At 50.7% G+C, this 18,461-nt stretch carries 14 protein-coding genes; 5 read left to right on the top strand and 9 right to left on the bottom strand.

All coding sequences use genetic code 11. The features are described from left to right. Positions 1 to 50: 50 nt before the first annotated feature. Genes SYNPCCP_RS07080 through SYNPCCP_RS07065 form a run of 4 tightly spaced genes read right to left on the bottom strand, consistent with a single transcriptional unit; the run spans position 51 to position 3,186 of the window. On the bottom strand, positions 51 to 1,160 hold the full coding sequence (locus SYNPCCP_RS07080; RefSeq protein ID WP_010872569.1) for a YheT family hydrolase: 1,110 nt from the start codon (positions 1,158 to 1,160) through the stop codon (positions 51 to 53). A 38-nt stretch (positions 1,161 to 1,198) separates the two neighbouring features. After that, positions 1,199 to 1,504, bottom strand: coding sequence for a hypothetical protein (locus SYNPCCP_RS07075; RefSeq protein WP_010872568.1), 306 nt, complete (start codon positions 1,502 to 1,504; stop codon positions 1,199 to 1,201). Positions 1,505 to 1,554: 50 nt separating this feature from the next. Beyond that, positions 1,555 to 1,959, bottom strand: coding sequence for a hypothetical protein (locus SYNPCCP_RS07070; RefSeq protein WP_010872567.1), 405 nt, complete (start codon positions 1,957 to 1,959; stop codon positions 1,555 to 1,557). A 42-nt stretch (positions 1,960 to 2,001) separates the two neighbouring features. Beyond that, the gene (locus SYNPCCP_RS07065) at positions 2,002 to 3,186 is read right to left on the bottom strand and encodes an NAD(P)H-quinone oxidoreductase subunit H (RefSeq protein ID WP_010872566.1); all 1,185 of its coding nucleotides are present in this window, start codon (positions 3,184 to 3,186) and stop codon (positions 2,002 to 2,004) included. A gap of 221 nt (positions 3,187 to 3,407) precedes the next feature. Here SYNPCCP_RS07065 and SYNPCCP_RS07060 point away from each other — a divergent pair, with 221 nt between their 5' ends. Beyond that, entirely contained in the window at positions 3,408 to 4,694 is a 1,287-nt protein-coding gene (locus SYNPCCP_RS07060; protein ID WP_010872565.1) for a SpoIID/LytB domain-containing protein, read from the top strand. A gap of 95 nt (positions 4,695 to 4,789) precedes the next feature. Then, the gene (locus SYNPCCP_RS07055) at positions 4,790 to 5,005 is read left to right on the top strand and encodes a hypothetical protein (RefSeq protein WP_010872564.1); all 216 of its coding nucleotides are present in this window, start codon (positions 4,790 to 4,792) and stop codon (positions 5,003 to 5,005) included. Between the two features lie 78 nt (positions 5,006 to 5,083). On the opposite strand, the gene cobO is transcribed toward SYNPCCP_RS07055, so the two are convergent. Then, positions 5,084 to 5,695, bottom strand: a complete 612-nt coding sequence (gene cobO / locus SYNPCCP_RS07050; protein WP_010872563.1) for a cob(I)yrinic acid a,c-diamide adenosyltransferase — start codon at positions 5,693 to 5,695, stop codon at positions 5,084 to 5,086. A gap of 161 nt (positions 5,696 to 5,856) precedes the next feature. On the opposite strand from cobO, the gene SYNPCCP_RS07045 reads away from it, so the two are divergent. The 3 genes from SYNPCCP_RS07045 (at position 5,857) to SYNPCCP_RS07035 (ending at position 13,877) form a co-directional block, all read left to right on the top strand. Continuing rightward, complete coding sequence (locus SYNPCCP_RS07045; RefSeq protein WP_020861726.1) at positions 5,857 to 6,300, top strand: DUF6335 family protein; 444 nt, start codon at positions 5,857 to 5,859, stop codon at positions 6,298 to 6,300. A 105-nt stretch (positions 6,301 to 6,405) separates the two neighbouring features. Then, on the top strand, positions 6,406 to 8,358 hold the full coding sequence (locus tag SYNPCCP_RS07040) for an FAD-dependent oxidoreductase (protein WP_010872561.1): 1,953 nt from the start codon (positions 6,406 to 6,408) through the stop codon (positions 8,356 to 8,358). A gap of 269 nt (positions 8,359 to 8,627) precedes the next feature. Next, a complete protein-coding gene (locus tag SYNPCCP_RS07035; RefSeq protein WP_010872560.1) occupies positions 8,628 to 13,877 on the top strand; it encodes a translocation/assembly module TamB domain-containing protein in 5,250 nt (1,749 codons plus the stop codon). Positions 13,878 to 13,953: 76 nt separating this feature from the next. On the opposite strand, the gene SYNPCCP_RS07030 is transcribed toward SYNPCCP_RS07035, so the two are convergent. From SYNPCCP_RS07030 to kdpB, 4 genes are all read right to left on the bottom strand, one after another. Next, the gene (locus SYNPCCP_RS07030; RefSeq protein ID WP_010872559.1) at positions 13,954 to 15,066 is read right to left on the bottom strand and encodes a sensor histidine kinase KdpD; all 1,113 of its coding nucleotides are present in this window, start codon (positions 15,064 to 15,066) and stop codon (positions 13,954 to 13,956) included. 231 nt (positions 15,067 to 15,297) lie between these two features. Continuing rightward, a complete protein-coding gene (kdpC, locus tag SYNPCCP_RS07025; RefSeq protein WP_010872558.1) occupies positions 15,298 to 15,870 on the bottom strand; it encodes a K(+)-transporting ATPase subunit C in 573 nt (190 codons plus the stop codon). 189 nt (positions 15,871 to 16,059) lie between these two features. Beyond that, a complete protein-coding gene (locus SYNPCCP_RS07020; protein ID WP_020861724.1) occupies positions 16,060 to 16,266 on the bottom strand; it encodes a potassium-transporting ATPase subunit F in 207 nt (68 codons plus the stop codon). 79 nt (positions 16,267 to 16,345) lie between these two features. After that, on the bottom strand, positions 16,346 to 18,418 hold the full coding sequence (kdpB, locus tag SYNPCCP_RS07015; protein ID WP_010872556.1) for a potassium-transporting ATPase subunit KdpB: 2,073 nt from the start codon (positions 18,416 to 18,418) through the stop codon (positions 16,346 to 16,348). Between the last annotated feature and the right edge of the window lie 43 nt (positions 18,419 to 18,461).

Below are 18,461 nucleotides of genomic sequence, written 5' to 3'. Positions count from 1 at the left end.
TACTTTTCAAACACGCTCTTAGAACGGATTTGAAAATTGTGAATGATCCATTAGGCCAAAGATTTTTGATCTAACCAATCTAGGGTGCGGTGAATCGCCCAATTTTCGTCCGGGTCGTTGCTAGCCTGCTGACAGGGACCATTGGCAATGTAGCCCACATGGCCACCCTTGGGGGTTATCTGTAAATCCACACCGGTAAGTTGGTTTTGCAAGCCGGGTAATTCTTCTACTATGGCGGGATGGAACATGGGATCATCGGCGGCGTAGAGCAATAGGGTTGGTTTAACAATTTTGCTCAACAGGGGCAAGGCACTGCTGACTTCGTAATAATCTTCCACAGAGGCCAATCCGAGGCGATCGATCACCAAATTGTGGTCAAAGCCCCAAATAGTATTAGCCCGTTCAATGGCTTGGGAATCAAATTCCCCCGGATGGTGACGATGCAATTGCCAAGCCAATTCCTTCAGCTTGTTGGCGATCGCCTTTTCCAAATATCGTCCCACTGGATGGCTGGTTAAATAATTGAGGGAGCGCTGGGAATCAAGGCTAGGGCAAATGGCCATGGCTCCCCCAATGTCTGTGGGAGAAAAGGAAGTTAGCATTGCGTCGTTGTTACCCCAATCTGCCAAAGTTTGACCCTTATAAACCCCCCAGAGAGAAAGCTGACCCCCCAGGGAATAACCCCCAAACCAAAAGGGGCCGGGGTAACCCAAAGCCTTTGCTTGGGCGGCTAAATAAACAAAATCTTCCCCTTCATATAAACCGTCGGAGGTGAGGGTAGGGGAGAGTTCCGCCGTTTTACCGTGGGCGCGCCAGTCAAACAAAATTACGTCATAGTGCCGTTCATAGGCCCAGCGTCCCCATTGTCGCAAAAAGCCTTGATCTTCCAGGGAGCCAGTGATGCCATAGGTGGCAATTAATGTCCCCTTAGCTTGGGAAGGAATGGGCGATCGCCAAACATGGAGGGGCACTCCTTGGGAGCCGGTCATTACCTGGCTGATGTATTCAGGTTCCCTCGTCCGGGCTGAGTTTAAGCAACGTTGATTGGCCACAAAGGCAGTGTAGAGAGTCATGGCCAAGCCCGATGATAGATACCAAGGGGGAGTAAACCGGGGCCAAGCTTGACACTTTTCGGACGGGGCCAACAAAGGCGATCGCATAAATTGAAGTTTAGTTAAGGGCTATGCAATCCAACCCGCTAAGGAATGGGAATGGCATCAATCTGTAATTTAACCTTTTCGTCGGGATAGCTGGCTAAACGGATCGACACACTGCGCACCGAATCCGGCAGCGGGCCAAATAACTCGATGGTGCCTTTATACGCTTGGCGATCGCCGGGTAAGGAAGGAGGCAAAGAATCAGTAAAGGAACTCAATAAATTATTATCCTGGTCCCTGACTTCCAAAAAACTATACAAAAACTCCACTTCCTCCGAGCCATTATTTTGTAAGCTCACCGCCAACTGCAGTGTACGGCGATCTTGGGTAATATTCTCTACCCGCATCAAGACCCCTTGATTTTCGTCGCTGACTAGGGGGCTTGCAGCATTAGAATCTAAGACTTTTTTTCCGTCTCCGTCTCCACTTCAGACTTTTCTTGTCCCTGGTCTGCGTTGGCAGAGTTGGTTTCCCCCTTGGGTAGTTTCTGTTGTTTCTTAATATATGCCCTAGTTTCTTTCGCCACCTGTTGAATATTGACGGGCTCAAACTTGGCACCGGATTCCGACCCATCTGTGGGTTTTTCCCCTGGCTCATCCCCAGGCGGAATAATGAACTGCTCCATGGGGTTACTGGGCGGTTGCACAACCCCCTCCAGGGCCGCATCCCCCAATTTATAGCTAATAAAGGCCGTAGCCCCCATGCCAGCCAACACCGCTAGGAAAAGGGCTAGGGGACTGAAGACAAAATCACCAAAATTGAATTTAGAGCGACGCTTAGCTTTAACGACCTCATTAGCCATGGGAAAAGGGAGAAAAATTTAATTAGAACTGGGCAACGTCACCTAGCGGTCCACCGATCCCATGATAATATCGATACTACCGAGGATCGCCATGATGTCTGCCACCTTCACCCCCTTGAGGATGTGGGGCAGAATTTGCAGGTTGTTGAAGTCCGCAGAACGGATTTTCCAACGCCAGGGGAACACATCGTCATTGCCTTGAATGAAAATACCCAATTCTCCCTTACCGCTTTCCAAGCGCACGTAATGTTCGCCGGCAGGAATCTTAAAGGTGGGAGCAACTTTTTTGGCAATATACTGGTATTGGAAATCATTCCATTCGGATTTTTTGCCTTCTTGGAGTCGTTTAGCTTCCAGATTTTCGTAGGGGCCACCAGGCATGGCTTTGAGGGCCTGACGAATGATCTTAACCGACTCCCGCATTTCCCGAATTCTGACTAGGTAACGGGCAAAACAGTCCCCAGCGGTTTCGTACTGCACTTCCCAATCAAGCTCGTCGTAGCACTCGTAATGATCCACCTTACGCAGGTCCCATTTCACCCCGGAACCTCGGAGCATGGGGCCCGATAATCCCCAGTTAATGGCTTCTTCCCTGGTCACAGTGCCCACCCCCTCCACCCGGCGACGGAAAATGGGGTTGTTGGTAATTAGTTTTTCGTACTCGTCAACCTTGGGCAAAAAGTAGTCACAAAAGTCCTCGCATTTATCATTCCAACCGTAGGGCAAATCCACAGCTACCCCACCAACGCGGAAATAATTATTGTTGATCAACCGCATGCCAGAAGCAGCTTCCCACAGATCATAAATCATTTCCCGTTCCCGGAAAATATAAAAGAAGGGAGTTTGGGCCCCCACGTCCGCCATAAAGGGACCAAGCCAAAGTAAATGGTTGGCGATGCGGTTCAGTTCCAGCATGATCACCCGGATATACTGGGCCCGCTTAGGAACTTCAATGTCGGCTAGCTTTTCTGGAGCATTGACGGTAATAGCTTCGTTGAACATACCGGCGGCGTAGTCCCAACGACTAACGTAGGGAACGTACATAATATTGGTACGACTTTCAGCGATCTTTTCCATGCCCCGATGCAGATAACCAATCACCGGTTCACAGTCCACCACGTCCTCCCCATCCAGGGTCACAATCAAACGTAACACCCCGTGCATAGACGGGTGATGGGGCCCCATGTTGAGCACCATTGGTTCGGTTCTGGTTTCAATCTTGGTCATACCCGGTTAACTGCTATCGGCAGAGATGTGGTGTGGTTTTAATGAGAAAATCTCTTTAGCAAATCATATGGCATGGCCATTGGGGAGGCAAGGCGGCATTACTGCTCTTTGGTGATCCCCGCCGGCCTTTTGGGGGAAACCGGCCTACAATATTCAAAGTTTTGTTGTTTTGCTTCCAATGGGCTGGAGCGGGGTGTGGTTTGAAAAATTTTTCTGGTGGCATGAAAAAATTAACGTCCTTTCCCTTCCCTTTATTCAAGTTATTCAAATCTCTTAAGTCTTCTAAAAGTTTTTCTTTTCAGGCGATCGCCGGCCGTTGGCCGATGTCCCGTAAATGGGCATTAATGCTAATTCCCCTCGCTTCCATTGGTACTATTCCTCTGTTGTTGGCTTGGAGTGGTTATGGGGAAGACCCCAATGCCATCGCCAATGGCAAAACTAATAGCGGTACCGAAGTAATGGCCGACATGGCCGGGGAAGAATTGATTAAAACCCTGCCGCCCCTGAGCCAAATTCCCTCCCCTCCTGGTTCTCCGGCTTCGGGCTTAAAAAGTCCCCGTCCCATCACTGCCGAAAATTTAGCGAAAAGTGCCCCGGCAACCCCCACTGGGCCAGCGGGTAATATTTCAAATCGTGCTGTTACATTCCCGGCACTTGGGAACAGCGCCCCTGTTCAAAATACCAATACCGCTTCGGTTCCATCTGCCCCGCAATCCCCAGCCTCCGGTAGTCCCCAAACAGCTCCAGCACCGCCCCCCATGGCCAGTCCAGTGGACTACACTCCCCCACCGTTGGAAATTCGGGTCGGCATTCAAAGAGATGTACCCAGTGTGGCGATCGCCGTTTCCAGTCAAGGATATCTCCAGGACCGCCAAGGCCAAGGGCTGATGAGTCTCAATGCTGGCCAAGGAATTAACGTCACTGCCCAAGGTAACAGTCTCCTGATTAACGGTCGTTCTGTTCCCGGCGTAGTCTGGTTTACGGCCGACGCCAATGGTTACCTGGCCGTAGGCGATCGTTGGTACCGGGGACGGGTGTTGTTAGTGCCCAGGGGCGACAAGGTTTTGGCAGTCAACTACGTCAACTTAGAACATTATCTAACCAGTGTAGTCGGTAGCGAAATGCACTCCACCGCCCCCACCGAAGCCCTCAAAGCCCAGGCGATCGCCGCCCGTTCCTATGCCCTGGTCCATATGGTACGCCCCGCCAGCCAGTGGTTTGACCTGGGGGATACCCAAAGATGGCAAGTTTATAAGGGCATCGGCAGTGAGCAGGGCCCTTCCCACAATGCTGTTACTTCCACCCTCGGCCAGGTGTTGAGCCATAACGGTGGTGTGGTGGAATCCCTCTATGCTTCTACGGATGAAATTGTGGCCCGGGTACATAAGGGGAGGGGCATGAGCCAGTATGGAGCCTACGACCTAGCCCGTCAGGGTTATAACTATCAGCAAATTCTCAATCGTTACTATCCTGGGGTGGAAGTGGCTCGGGTAGTGTTAAAAAACTGAGCGATTACTTTCCCGGATGCTTCCGTTTTGGCGATAAAGTATAGGCAGTTACTAATCAATTTTCTTATTCCAGTTTTCTCACCCCCAGCAAAACTATGAGCACCCAAGATAAAGCCCGTGAACTTCTGGCCAAAGAGCGTCAAAACGAACAGCAACTTCATGAAAATATGGCGGCTCGGGCGGCGGAAACCGAACTAACCGTAGCGGAAGACTTGGATGAGAAAGCCAGGGAATTGTTAGCAGAGGAACGGCAACAGGAAAAGCATGTGGAAGAAACAATGCTTAGTCGCTCCACCGAAGAGTTGAGTTAGTTTTTCCTAAACCCTTGCCTCAATAGTTTTTTCAGTGGTTACCCTAGGGGTTAGGGCGCTATTCTTCCTGTACAGGGACTAAAACTCAATGCCGGGTTGGGCCTTAACATTTTGCTCCCGGAAAGGATGTTTGATCAGGGTCATTTCTGTGACTAAATCGGCCCGGTCAATCAATGGTTGGGGTGCTCCCCGGCCTGTCAAAATAACGTGATTAGATTCCGGCTTCCCTTGCAGGCCGGCTAGTACTGTTTCCACGTCCAGATAGCCCAGCTTTAACGCCACATTTACCTCATCCAGTAGGACTAGTTGGTAATCGGGATTGCGGATATACTCCAGGGCTTTTTGCCACGCTGCATGGGCGATCGCCTGGTCCCGTTGCCGGTCTTGAGTTTCCCAGGTAAAACCTTCTCCCAGGGCCAAAAAAGTTAATTGGTCTTGCCAAGGGGTAAAGGCCGCTTTTTCCGCCGGTTCCCAGGCCCCTTTGATGAATTGAATAATTCCTACCCGATAACCATGACCCAGGGACCGCAACACCATGCCCAGGGCGGCGGTGGTTTTTCCTTTGCCGTTGCCGGTGTGAACAATTACCAGACCTTTCTCTGCCTTAGCAGAGGCAATGCGCTCATCCTGTAAAGCTTTGCGCTTTTGCATCTTAATTTTGTACTGCTCGTCGGACAGGGAATTGACCATGGTAACTGTTAAGAATTTCTGCAAAAATTGTAACTCTTACGGGGGACAAATGTTAAGAATTTGTTGTGAAAACTGCGATGATCCCCATTTTTATTTACGATAACAATAGATTAAAAAATCAATATTTTAGAAAAACTTCTAGCAATAGAGGAGAGATGAAAATGGATATCAATCAATATTTTGCCAATTGTAGTGATGATTATCTCGATTCTGAACAAGATAATTCTGAGCAACTTTTGCTGGCAGATCTAACAGGATCAGAAGAGGATGGCATTTTTTTTGATGGTTTAACTGACCGAGATACGGGTTTTGGTCATGTGGTTAGATTAATGAGAATGCCCCACCTGGACAATGGCAACCTCAGCGGTGGTGATCCCGATGACAATTGGTATCAAGCGGAAGTGGTAGGGGAAGAAGCCGTGGGGGGCGACAATCCTACTCCCGATCAGAATGTGACGGAAGGATTACTGCAATCCATGGGCATTGCCAGTGTGGACGGTAGGCCGGTGGCCACAGTGAGAAACTTTGGGGCTAGGGATGAACGTCGTTGGGAGTTGGATCCCGATTCCGCCGAAGACCATCAAAATCCCCAGGACGAAGACTAAATTCAAATTGAGTTTTGGGTAGAAAGTTTTGGGATAGAGCGATTAGAATCAGGGCTGAACTATTTACTGCCCCCCTAGCTCTTATTTTTACCGTCTGCCTTTTGCATGACTGAATTACCCCCCAATCCTAATTCCACCGTTGTTTCCCGTCGTACTGCGCTCAAGCTTTTAGGGGTGGGTACCCTGGGGGGCGCCATTGGTTATTCCCGTTTAGCTAAGCCCCAGCCGGCCCGGTACGATACTGATCGCCTAGATTTGCCGCAATATTTGTCCCAACTAAAGTCGGTGGTGGTGGTGGGAGCTGGTTTAGCTGGTTTAGCTTCAGCCTATGAACTGAGCAAGCGGGGCTTTAAGGTTACCCTTTTGGAAAAATCGCCAAATTTAGGGGGCAAGGTGGCGGGCTGGCCCATCCAGGTGGGGGAAGAAACTTTCCAGATGGAGCACGGTTTCCACGGCTTTTTCCCCCAGTATTACAACCTCAAAAGCATTGTTAATGAATTGGCGATCGCCGACAATTTTCGTTCCCTTGATTTCTATTCTTTAGTCTTTAAAGAGGGCTATGAGCCGGAGGTGTTTCGCCCTAGCCATTCCGCCTTTCCCTGGAATATTGTCGATCTGACCATTTCTTCCCCGAACCGATTGCGCTGGGGCATTAATTTAACCAAGCCTGCCCATTGGCAAGTTTTTCGAGCCATTACAGGTTTTCAAATTCCCAAAAGCTATGACCAACTAGATAGCATCACCGTCAGTGATTGGGTGGCGAAGGGTTTCCCCAAAGGTTTGTACGATCTTTACTTCCTACCCTTTGCCAAATCTAGCTTGAACGCCCCCGATGTGTTGAGTGCGGGGGAATTGATGCAGTTTTTCCATTTTTACTTTTTCGGTAATCCCGAAGGCCTAGCTTTTAATGGCACCAAGGACGATATGGTGACTAGTTTGGTCATGCCTATGGTGGAATCCATCAAAGCCCACGGCGGACAAATCATCACCGAAGCCACCGTTAGTGCGATTAACTGTGACCAAGGTTTAATCCAATCCCTCCAGTATGTGCAGGGGGATGATCCGGTCAGCGATGTGCCGTTTACTGTGCCCCGCAATGATCTGCTTACCCAGGCAAACCCAGGGGGGAATGTTTACTATGGCGCTGGCGATCGGGTTTATTGGGCTAAGCCAGAAGGAAAAGAAGCTCTATCCCTCACCTGTAGCCATCAAGGTTGCACCGTTGCCAAACAGGAGAATGGTCAATTTATCTGTCCTTGCCATGGCGCTGTGTATGATGCGGATGGTCAAGTTATCCAAGGGCCAGCTAAGCGAAATTTAGCCAAGTTTGCGGTTAAACCGGGAAGTAGTGCCACGGAAGTACAGTTGGTGTCCCGCACCAAGGACAAACCACCGGCGCAAACCCTCAAAGCAGATTATTATGTGCTGGCGGCGGATGTAGTGGGCATGAAAAACCTGGCCGATCGCCTGGGGGGAGATGTTAATCCCCAATTTGTCCAACAGGTGAAAAACCTAGCGGTGGCGGATCCCTTTGCAGTGGCCCGGTTTTGGTTTGATCAAGATTTTGAATGGCCCCACAGTAACTTCGCCTCCCTATCCGGTTACCGTTTAACCGATAGCATTACCCTTTATCACCGAATCCAAAATCAATTTATTGCCTGGGCGGAACGCACCGGGGGCAGTGTGGTGGAGTTACACGCCTATTGCTACAAAGAAAAAGAGTTCCCCACCCAGGGGGATTTGTTAGCCACCTTTGAGCAGGAATTGTACGAAATTGTCCCCTCGTTAGCTACGGCAAAACTCCTACACCGGGAATTGGTTAACCAGAAAAATTTCTCCGGTTTTCCCCCCAACAGCTACGGCGATCGCCCGGAGACGGAAACTCCGGTGGCCAATCTTTTGTTCGCTGGGGATTGGGTGAAAATGCCCTTTCCCTGCGGTTTGATGGAGCGGGCCATCAGCAGTGGGCTATTATCAGCCAACGCCATTTGTCATCAAGAGGGTTTGCAACGGCGGGAATTGTTAACGGTGATGCCCGAGGGAATTTTGCAAATTTAGCCCTAGTTTAGCCTTCGGTCTAGAACAGTGCTGGACTATTTATGGTGGGAAATCATTGTTGATTCAGATTGATCAGCAGGATTGATCAACTCTCCCGCGCCAATATCGGCGCAGAAAAACTAGGGTAAAAGGAACAAGAGCAAGGTTCTACTCCGTCTCCCTGGTGGTGATGGTATGACTAAGATGAATTGGATCTGGTTTGCCCAGGATTTTGCTGGCTAGTGTTAGCCTAACAGGGTGGTTGTGGGGAATGAATAGCGCCTGAAATTATGGTCACCGATCGCCAAAAGTCTGAGTCCCCCTTGGGGGTGCCCCGGTTAGCAGAGCATTCCAGGGCGGTTTTCCCCTGGGCAATGGTGGTGGGCTTTAGCAGTGGCGTGGTAGTGGCGATCGCCGGGGGGGTGACCTACGGTCATTATTGGGTGCAACGAAATGTGTCTCCCTTGGTGGGGCAAGCGGTGGAACATTTCTTGAATCGTCCGGTGGAGTTGGGGCCATTAACCAGTGTTTCCCTCACCCATCTAGAATTTGGTGCCACTAGCATTCCGGCTACAGCCACCGACCCCAACTGGGTACAACTCCAAAGTTTAAAGATTAGCTATAACCCCTGGCAATATCTCCAAGATGAACATCTCGGGCTGACCATCACCGCCATGGAACCCCAAGCCTATTTTGAACAGGGGCGATCAGGGCAGTGGTGGCATACAGAGATGGGGCAATTAGCGGAAGATTTTCCCTTCCAACTGGAAAAATTAATTGTTCGTCGGGGTCGGGGCACGGTGGTTAGTCGCAACGGTCACCAAGCTCTCAATCAACCCATTCAATTACGGTTAAATGATGCCCAATTTTGGCAAGGGTCGAACCAAGAGCTTTTCCGTTTTCGTCTCCAAGGTCAACTGTTACCCCTGGTGGAGCGCCACAGTTACCTAAATTTGGAGGGAACGATTGACCCAGCCCAGGAACGCTGGCAACTCCAGGTCAAAAGTCGCCATTTACCCCTCACCGCCCTCAAGCAAATTTTGCCCCTACCGCTGAATTTTCAAAGGGGTACCCTAGACAGTGACTTGGCGATCGCCGTTGAGGATCAACAACTGGCTTCCCTGGATGGGGAGGTGGATTTACACCAAGCTAGTTTGCAACTGCCCCAACTGGCCCGCCCCTTAACTGCCATTAATGGCCCTCTAACTTTCCAAGGTCGCAAAATTCAACTGGGACAAGTGAAAGGACAATTGGGAGAAATTCAAGCCCAAAGCAAGGGTCACATTGACTGGCAGGATGGCTTTAACCTGGCGATCGCCACCGCACCGTTGGAAGTCAACAAAATTTTCCAGGGGCTACAGTTTCCCCCGGCCACCATGCCCATCAGTGGTCAATTAAGTTCCACGGTCACCATTCAAGGGCCTCTCGAAAATCCGCAAATTAACGTCGCCCTACAAAAAGCAGGTAAAAATTCCCTCCAGATTGAAAACTTAGCCCTAGATGATTTCCAAGCCAACGTCAACCTAGAAGGCGATCGGGTGGTGGTGAAACATTTTCAGGCTTCACCCCACAGCGGCGGTAACCTAACCGGATCGGGGCAAATTCAAGCCCACAGACAAGGAAATAAACTGGATTGGCAACCGTTCCAACTGCATATTCAGGCTGACAAAGTTGATGTGCAACCCTGGTTAGAGGGGGATTTAAGTGCCCAATTACCACCCGTTTTACCCCTATCAGGGCAAGCCCAAATCACAGGAAAATTATCTGAACCTCCTACTTGGCAGGCCCAGGCCCAAGCTGATGTTGCCCTCGCAGGGGGATTGGTTAAAACCAACGATTTTGCCTACCAGGGAGGGCAATGGCAAGGCAATTTTCAACTGCAGAATTTATCCCTTAGCACTTTCGACACGGCATCAATCCCAGACAGTTTCAAGCAGGGCAAATTGCAAGCCCAGGTGTGGGCTGAGGGCAATCAGCAAGACCAGTCACCATTGCAGCTACAGGGTCAAGGGCAAGTAACTCTACCCCAGGGCACCGTGGCGATCGACCAATTTCAACTCCAGGGTAAACAATGGCAAGGGGTTTTTGTGGCGAAAAATATTTCCCTGGCAACCCTGCCCGGTATGGATCAATCCTGGTCGGGAACTTTGGCTGGGAACTGGACTGGCAAGGGAGAACTAGACCAACCTCTGCCGCAATGGGATTTAGCCGGGGCTGGGCAATGGCATTCCCCCCAGGGGACAGTAAACATTGAAAAATTCAGTGTAGGGGAGGAAAACTTCACTGCCCAACTCAACTCGGAGGGCATAGATTGGCAGGCTTTGCGCATTGGTCAACCGGGGCAGGTGGCGGGAAAATTGAGTCTAACCGGGCGGTGGACTGGGGAAACGGCTCAGTTGACGAACTTAACAGGAAATTTAATTAGCTCCCAGGGTTGGCAATTATTATCCGACCCCGTGGCGATCGCCTTTGACTGGCAAGGCTCCCAGCTTAAGTTAAGCCAACTCCGTAGCAAGGGTTTAAACGCCCGGGGAAATCTACAAATTGCCATTGCTGGGGTTAAAACCGGTTTTGATTTCCAAGCGGCAATCAAGGCTATGGACCTCCAGGTGGAGGCTACTGGGTTACCCCTAGCCAAAATTATTCCCACTCCCCCAGGGGCTCCGTTGGCGGGAAATTTAGATTTCAAGGGAGATGTGACTGGCTCCGGTGGGCAACCTTTATGGCAAGGGCAATTGGCAGTGAACCATTTGCAGTTAGGGGAATTTAAATTTGCCTCCCGTTTAAGGGGTGAGGCGGAAAAAGATCCGCAGGGATTACAGTTGGCTCTCCAGGGAGAAGGGGAACAAATTCGCCTCAGTTTAGACCCCAAGCACCAACCAACGGCGGTGTTATTTAAGCGGGGACCATGGCAACTGGCAGGGCAAAAACAGGCTGACCAATGGTCTTTAACAGCCCATTCCTTACCCCTAGAGGCTTTGCAAAATAGTCTGCCCTTAGCCCTTACCCTTGTTCCCAATGGCGACAAATCTTTAACGGATTCCTTGGCCAAACTCCAGAGCCAACCTTGGGGAGGACAATTGTCGGGGCATTTTCAGCTTGACCTGGCCCAAAAAACGGCGATCGCCACTAGGGTTAATATCAAGCAACCCCGTTGGGGTAATTTTAGCGCCCAGGATTTAACCGGCAATTTTCGCTACGGCCAGGGGCAACTAACGGTGGACAATGGTCGTTTGCGCCATGGCCAGAGTACAGTTTTAGTGCAGGGGCAAGCCAATTTCCAAGGCGATCAACCCCAGTGGGGCGGGGAAATTAGTTTCCGTCAAAGCCGGATTGAAGATGTTTTAACGGCTCTGCAACTGTTCACCTGGGAAGATTTTGGCCGGGGTTTTCAGCCCCCCATTTACGGTACTGCTAAGGATTTATACGGTGAAATAGGCAAAGATTTAGACCAAGAAAATTTGCCACCGCTGGTTAGTGTGGGCAATGCCTTGGATGATCTGGCCACTCAATTTAATCAACTGGCCCAGAGTGAAGCTAGCTTGGCCCCAACGGAGACCAATCATGAACCTGTACCAGATTTAGACCAACTGCGGGGACAACTGCAGGGCAAAATTACCGTGGAGAAACGGGAAGACTCTCCCCTGGCGGCCAACTTTAACCTTTGGGGCCAAGATTGGCAGTGGGGCGACCATGGGCTGGGGCAATTGCAATTGGCGGGGCGCTGGCAGGGGGATAATCTTAGCTTTGCTCCCCTGGAACTACGAAGTGGCGATCGATTTTTGCGGGTAACAGGGTCACTGGGACCCCAGGGCCAACAGGGAGAAATTCAACTCCATCAACTACCCCTTGGTCCCTTAGCCAAAATTTTACGTCTCCCGGCCCACTTTGCTCCAGAGGGGGATGTATTTGCTGATTTTCGCCTCCGGGGTAGCCGGCGGGACCCTCAATTCCAGGGCAAAGTGCAAATTAAAGAGAATCGCTTTGGTCCTTTAGCGCTGGAAAAAACTGAGGGGGATTTTAGTTACCAGGCTGGTCGCTTAGATTTTCAGTTACAAAGTCTGGTTAATTCCCTCACGGAACCCCTGCAATTACAGGGTAGTGTGCCCTACGTCTTTCCTTTTGCTAGCCAAGCCCCCAACAGTGATCATTTTTCCGTAGCGTTAAAGTTAAAAAATGACAGTTTGAAGTTGATCAACCTACTCAGCCGTGGACAATTAAGTTGGCTAGGCGGTCAGGGAGAAGTGGATTTAGCTTTGTTGGGTTGCCTTGATCCCTATAAACAAACCCTGTACCAACTCCAGGGGCTGGGGGAAATTACCATCCACAATGGGGCGATCGCCGCTCAGATGTTACCAGATAAGCCCTTAACCCAGGTCAATGCCCAAATTACGGCGGACTTAAATACGCTCCAGGTCACCAATTTAACTGGGCAGATTAGTGGCGGGAGATTAGCGATGGTGGGCAGTCTACCCCTGCAAAATGCCTTACCCGATGTGGACCAGGGTTTACAACTAAGCTTAAATAATTTGGCGGTGGATATTCCCAATTTGTACCAAGGGGCTTTGGGGGGATTGGTGCAGATTACCGGCACGGCGATCGCCCCCCAAATAGGAGGTCAATTAGCCCTGGGCAATGGCAATATCTCCGTGGGGCAAACCCTACCTACCTTGGGTTCCGGTGCTTCTTCCCAGCGGGGCTTAACGTTCAACAACTTAAACTTGGTGTTGGCGGAAAATATCCGGGTGCAAAATTTACCTTTTCTCGATTTTGCCGCCGCTGGCCAAGTGACCCTGAATGGTACCCCACAAAATTTACGTCCTGAGGGGGAAATTAAGCTCAAAGGGGGCCAGGTGAATCTATTTGCCAGCCAATTAAGGTTGGATAATAACCAAAATAACAGCGTTTATTTTCTGCCCCAGCGGGGTTTGGACCCCTATCTCGATTTATATTTGCTCAGTTCCGTCAGTGAAACAAGCCGCAATATTGCTAATCGTCCTTCCCAATCCTCCGAGATTCCAGAACCCTTTAGTGCTAACCAAGACAGCCTACAAACGGTGCGTATCCAAGCCCACATTAATGGCTATGGCAGTGAGATTAACCAAAATATTCAGCTCACCAGTACCCCCCGGCGATCGCCGCAGGAAATTATTACGTTGTTAGGGGGCGGTGTGCTCAGTACCCTTGGTCAGGATAGTACTCAAACCACAGTGGGGCTAGCTAATTTGGCCGGGTCCGCAGTGTTGGGCCCAGTCCAGGGGCGCATTGGGGAAGCTTTAGGACTAAGTGAATTTCGCATTTTTTCCACTCCCTTAATGAACGAAGGCGATCGCCTCCAGGGAAATCAAATTGGAGTAGCGGCGGAAGCTGGAATTGATATTACCCCCCAAATAGGAGTGTCGGTGCAAAAAATCATCAACTCTGATCGCCTACCCCAGTGGGGCTTGGAATACCGGGTTAACGACAGCACTGTGATCCGGGGGTCTAGCAATTTCCAAGACGACAGCCGGGGCATAGTGGAATTTCAAAAAAGGTTTTAGCCTTTGCTAGCCGGAGGTCTCAACTTTATGGGGGGAGCATGTTAGTGACGGTAGTCAGTTCCTAGGTAAAAATGATTTAGCCATTGGCAATGATGTGCAGATCAACAGTGGGCAAACAGCGCATTAACCGTTGAATAATGGAACCCTTGATCAGTAAATGCCACCGCGATCGCCGACTTTCCCCCAACACAATTTGGGTGATGCGATAGGTTGTGGCCACCTGGGCAATGGCCCCCACCACGTTGTCGGATTCCTGGCGAATAAATTCCCCTTCAAACTCCTGGGTCAGATGTTGACAAGTTTCCACATGGAGTGCCTCCACCTTGGAGAGAAACTGATTGGTGGGAGCCACAAACAAGACAAATAGACGACCATTCATTTGACTGGCAATGCGCCCCCCCCGTCGCAATAATTGAATGGAATTGGGGTAGGTGGAAATACACACCAAAATCCGTTCGTGGACAGCACAGTGATTAGTCTGTTGATCATGGCGACTATTTTCCTCAATATTGTTGGCCACTTCCCGCAAAGCCAGTTCCCTCAGGGCCACCAAATTCTGGCGCTTGAAAAAGTTTTGCAGGGCTTGGTTGATTTTGTCCTGGGCGTAAATTTTGCCTTCCTGCAAACGCTCTTGCAAGGTTTCTGGGGTAACATCAACCACTACCACTTCGTCAGCTTCATCCAAAAGGCGATCGGGCACCCGTTCCCGCACCACCACCCCGGAAATTTTATACACCAAATCATTGAGGCTTTCTAGATGTTGAATGTTGATGGTGGAATAGACGTCAATGCCTGCGGCCAAAATAAGTTCCACATCTTGATAGCGTTTTTCCCGCTCCGCACCGGGGATGTTAGTATGGGCCAACTCATCCACTAACGCCAACTGCGGCGATCGGGCCAGAATGGCTCCGGTATCCATTTCCAGCAACGATCGCCCTTGCCAAATCATGGTTCTGAGGGGGACTTGCTCCAGACCAATGGCTTTTTGGGCCGTTTCCTCCCGGCCGTGGGTTTCCAACAGGCCAATCACCACGTCAAAGCCTTCCTGCTTGAGCTGTTGCCCCTCCTCCAACATGCGATAGGTTTTGCCAACCCCCGGGGCCATGCCAATGAAAATTTTGTGTTTACCCCGCCGGTGAGGGGGGGACGCCGCTGGAGTCAAGGAACTGGATTGACCGGCATGGATCATGGTGATGGGGCAGAGGGGATTTGCAGAAAGCAGAGGGGCCTGCCTCGGTCCGTCGTTGAACGGTCTAAGTTTTCATGGGCAGGACGATAGGTCGGATCAAGGTTTCAATTCCCAACCCGGTGTAGCTCATAGGTAAGGGAAGTTGAATGCAAACTCTGGCTAACCATGGCCCGTAGGCGATCGCCGTGGTGAACCACAAGAATTTTTGCTTGAAACATCAGAGGCAAGGGTTTAACGGTTATCGAGGGCCAGGTTGAGGGTGAGGACATTGACCCCAGGCTCACCAAAAATGCCAAGGAAGCGCCCCTCAGTGTGTTTAGTTATCAGGCTTTGCAACTCCTGGGGAGGAATAGATCTGGCCTTGGCCACCCGGTCGAACTGGGCTTGGGCCGCCGCTGGGCTAATGTGGGGATCAAGCCCTGACCCAGAGCTGTAAAGCAAATCGGCAGTGGGTTGCACGGCATTGTCCTCTAAGCGTTGGGCCTCTGCTTCAATGCGGGATAAAAGGTCAGGATTACTGGGAGCTAGGTTGCTTGCACCGGAAATGCCCGTGGGGGAAGCATCTGCCCCTTCACTGTAGTTAATGGCACTGGGGCGACTCCAAAAATAGCCCTCCTCGGTGAAGGTTTGTCCGATCAAAGCCGAACCCACAACTTGCCCCTGGGAATCAGTGATCAGGCTACCATTGGCCTGGTAGGGAAAGACCAGTTGACCAATCACTAATACGATCGCCGGGTAAATGAGGGCTGTTAAAATCCAAAGCAGGGCAGTACTGCGTAAACTAATCACAAAATTGCGAATCATGGCAAAGTTTTAGAGTTTTTTTGAAAGGTTTTATTTTGCCCCCTAAATTTCCCAATAATGGAGGATTTTTACTTAACTTCCCCCTAATTTTTTTGGGGGGGCAGGGGGCGTTTGAAAGATGCTTTTAGGCAAAATATCAGGTTAGTAATGGAGCATAAAAATTAACCAAACTAGTTTGAAAAAGTAACCTTAAAAACGTTCCGGCTCAATAATTACCATGGCCAGGTAAACAGCCAATCCCAGAACAATGATTACTAGGAGGCCAAGGGCATAGGCCGTTCCCCGGTCAATGGCGCCGTTACCAGCAGCATAAATGGGGGAGGCGATCGCCAAATTGCATAAAGTCGCCAGCAAGATGATGCGGCCAATGACGGAGGTTTTAGAAGTAGAAAACATCGGAGTTGGAGTAAAGGAGAAAGTAGGGAAAAATCTCTGGGGAAAGGGCACAATGGCAAAACCTTGCAGTCATCGGACATCAAAGCAACGAAATACCGAGGTCTATGAGCTTGATGGCCACAAAGGGCACAATGATGCCCCCCAGCCCATAAACCAAAATGTTGCGCTGGAGTAATTGATCGGCACTTAAAGGACGAAACTTCACCCCCCGTAGGGCCAGAGGAATGAGGGCAGGGATGATCAGAGCGTTGTAAATCAGGGCCGAAAGTACGGCGGATTGGGGACTCTTCAAATCCATGATGTTGAGGGCACCAATGCCAATACCGGCGAACATGGCAGGAATAATGGCGAAATATTTGGCAATGTCGTTGGCCAGGGAAAAAGTGGTCAATGCCCCCCTAGTGATTAGAAGTTGTTTGCCAATGGTGACCAGGTCAATCAGTTTAGTGGGGTCAGAATCGAGGTCCACCATATTGGCCGCTTCCTTAGCCGCTTGGGTGCCGGAATTCATCGCTAAACCCACATTGGCCTGGGCGAGGGCCGGGGCATCGTTGGTACCGTCTCCGGTCATGGCCACCAACTTACCAGCGGCTTGTTCCTGTTGAATAACCTGGATTTTGTCTTCCGGAGTAGCTTCGGCAATGAAGTCATCAACCCCCGCTTCCTTGGCAATTACCGAAGCAGTAATGCGATTGTCCCCCGTGAGCATAACGGTGCGGACCCCCATGCGTCGCAGTTGATTAAATCGTTCTTGAATACCTGGTTTGATGATGTCCTTAAGATAAATTACACCGTAAATCTCATCGTTACGACAGACCGCTAAGGGGGTGCCCCCTAGATGGGAAACCTTTCCGTAGGCTTCGTCAAGGCCGGTGGGAGACTTGCCCCCCCTTGACCGCACAAAGCCCCGGATGGCATCCACCGCCCCTTTCCGCACTTCACTGCCATCGGGTAAATCGGTGCCGCTCATGCGAGTCCGAGCAGAAAATTCCACCCCCTCCGCCTGCTGGCGATCGAAGTCCAAAGTAGCTCCCATCTTTTCCGCTAGGCGCACAATGGATTTTCCCTCTGGGGTAGTGTCAAAAATACTTGCCGCCAAGGCGATCGCCGCCACTTCTTTCAAAGAATGACCATTCACTGGCAGAAAGGTCTCCGCTAAACGGTTCCCCAAAGTGATAGTGCCCGTCTTATCTAACACCAAGGTGTTGATGTCGCCGCAGGCCTCCACGGCCCGCCCGGAAGTGGCCACCACATTAAACTGGGCTACCCGGTCCATGCCAGCAATGCCAATGGCACTCAGCAAACCGCCAATGGTGGTGGGAATCAACGCCACCAAGAGGGCAATAAGTAGGGTAATGCTCACCGGGCTATCGATGTAATTAGCCGGGGGAGGCAGAGTTGCCACCACAATTAGGAACACCAAGGTCAACACCGCCAACAATACCGTTAGGGCAATTTCATTGGGGGTTTTACTGCGTTCTGCCCCTTCCACCAGGTCAATCATGCGGTCAATAAAGCCCTTACCGGGATCTGCTGTCACCCGGATGATCAGTTCATCGGAAATGATGCGGGTGCCCCCCGTCACGGAACTGGCCACATCGGAACCTGGTTCCTTCAGTACCGGAGCCGATTCCCCCGTAATGGCGGATTCATCCACCGAGGCCACCCCCTCCAACACTTCCCCGTCGGCAGGGATAATATCGCCGACCGAAACGACAATACGATCGCCTTTCCGTAGATGGGTGGAGCTGACCATTTCTAGGGAACCATCGGCTAAAATTCGCTGGGCATAGGTCTGAGTCTGGGTTGAACGCAGGGCATCGGCCTGGGCCTTTCCCCTACCCTCGGCCACGGCTTCGGCAAAGTTGGCAAATAAAACCGTAAATAACAAAATAACCGTCACTAACCCGTTAAACATGGCTGAGGTGCCAGTAACCCCAAATAGGTTGGGATTGAGAGTCAACATCCCAGTGATCAAGGTGCCGACCCAAACCATAAACATGACCGGATTTTTGACCATGATTTTGGGATTGAGCTTCACCCAGGCTTCCTTGAAAGCCCTTTGATAGAGATCGGAAAGATTGGCTTTTGGGGTGTGTCGCCGCTGCTGCCGTGGCCCCCCCGGTTGTCGCACAGTGGAAGTGGAGTTCATAATCTTAGGTAAAAATCGGATTTAAGGGTAGAGAAAAGGTAGC

Source organism: Synechocystis sp. PCC 6803 substr. PCC-P, from assembly GCF_000284455.1.
GTDB lineage: Bacteria > Cyanobacteriota > Cyanobacteriia > Cyanobacteriales > Microcystaceae > Synechocystis.
The sequence above is the reverse complement of the archived record's forward strand: the minus strand, read 5'-3'. Positions and strand labels throughout refer to the sequence as shown.

Coding starts and splice junctions, on each gene's coding strand:
- SYNPCCP_RS07065 (WP_010872566.1), bottom strand. CDS start 3,186: ATGACCAAGATTGAAACCAGAACCGAACCAATGGTGCTCAACATGGGG.
- SYNPCCP_RS07035 (WP_010872560.1), top strand. CDS start 8,628: ATGGTCACCGATCGCCAAAAGTCTGAGTCCCCCTTGGGGGTGCCCCGG.
- kdpB (WP_010872556.1), bottom strand. CDS start 18,418: ATGAACTCCACTTCCACTGTGCGACAACCGGGGGGGCCACGGCAGCAG.
- SYNPCCP_RS07030 (WP_010872559.1), bottom strand. CDS start 15,066: ATGATCCATGCCGGTCAATCCAGTTCCTTGACTCCAGCGGCGTCCCCC.
- SYNPCCP_RS07075 (WP_010872568.1), bottom strand. CDS start 1,504: ATGCGGGTAGAGAATATTACCCAAGATCGCCGTACACTGCAGTTGGCG.
- cobO (WP_010872563.1), bottom strand. CDS start 5,695: ATGGTCAATTCCCTGTCCGACGAGCAGTACAAAATTAAGATGCAAAAG.
- SYNPCCP_RS07045 (WP_020861726.1), top strand. CDS start 5,857: ATGGATATCAATCAATATTTTGCCAATTGTAGTGATGATTATCTCGAT.
- SYNPCCP_RS07020 (WP_020861724.1), bottom strand. CDS start 16,266: ATGTTTTCTACTTCTAAAACCTCCGTCATTGGCCGCATCATCTTGCTG.
- SYNPCCP_RS07080 (WP_010872569.1), bottom strand. CDS start 1,160: ATGCGATCGCCTTTGTTGGCCCCGTCCGAAAAGTGTCAAGCTTGGCCC.
- SYNPCCP_RS07070 (WP_010872567.1), bottom strand. CDS start 1,959: ATGGCTAATGAGGTCGTTAAAGCTAAGCGTCGCTCTAAATTCAATTTT.
- SYNPCCP_RS07055 (WP_010872564.1), top strand. CDS start 4,790: ATGAGCACCCAAGATAAAGCCCGTGAACTTCTGGCCAAAGAGCGTCAA.
- SYNPCCP_RS07060 (WP_010872565.1), top strand. CDS start 3,408: ATGAAAAAATTAACGTCCTTTCCCTTCCCTTTATTCAAGTTATTCAAA.
- SYNPCCP_RS07040 (WP_010872561.1), top strand. CDS start 6,406: ATGACTGAATTACCCCCCAATCCTAATTCCACCGTTGTTTCCCGTCGT.
- kdpC (WP_010872558.1), bottom strand. CDS start 15,870: ATGATTCGCAATTTTGTGATTAGTTTACGCAGTACTGCCCTGCTTTGG.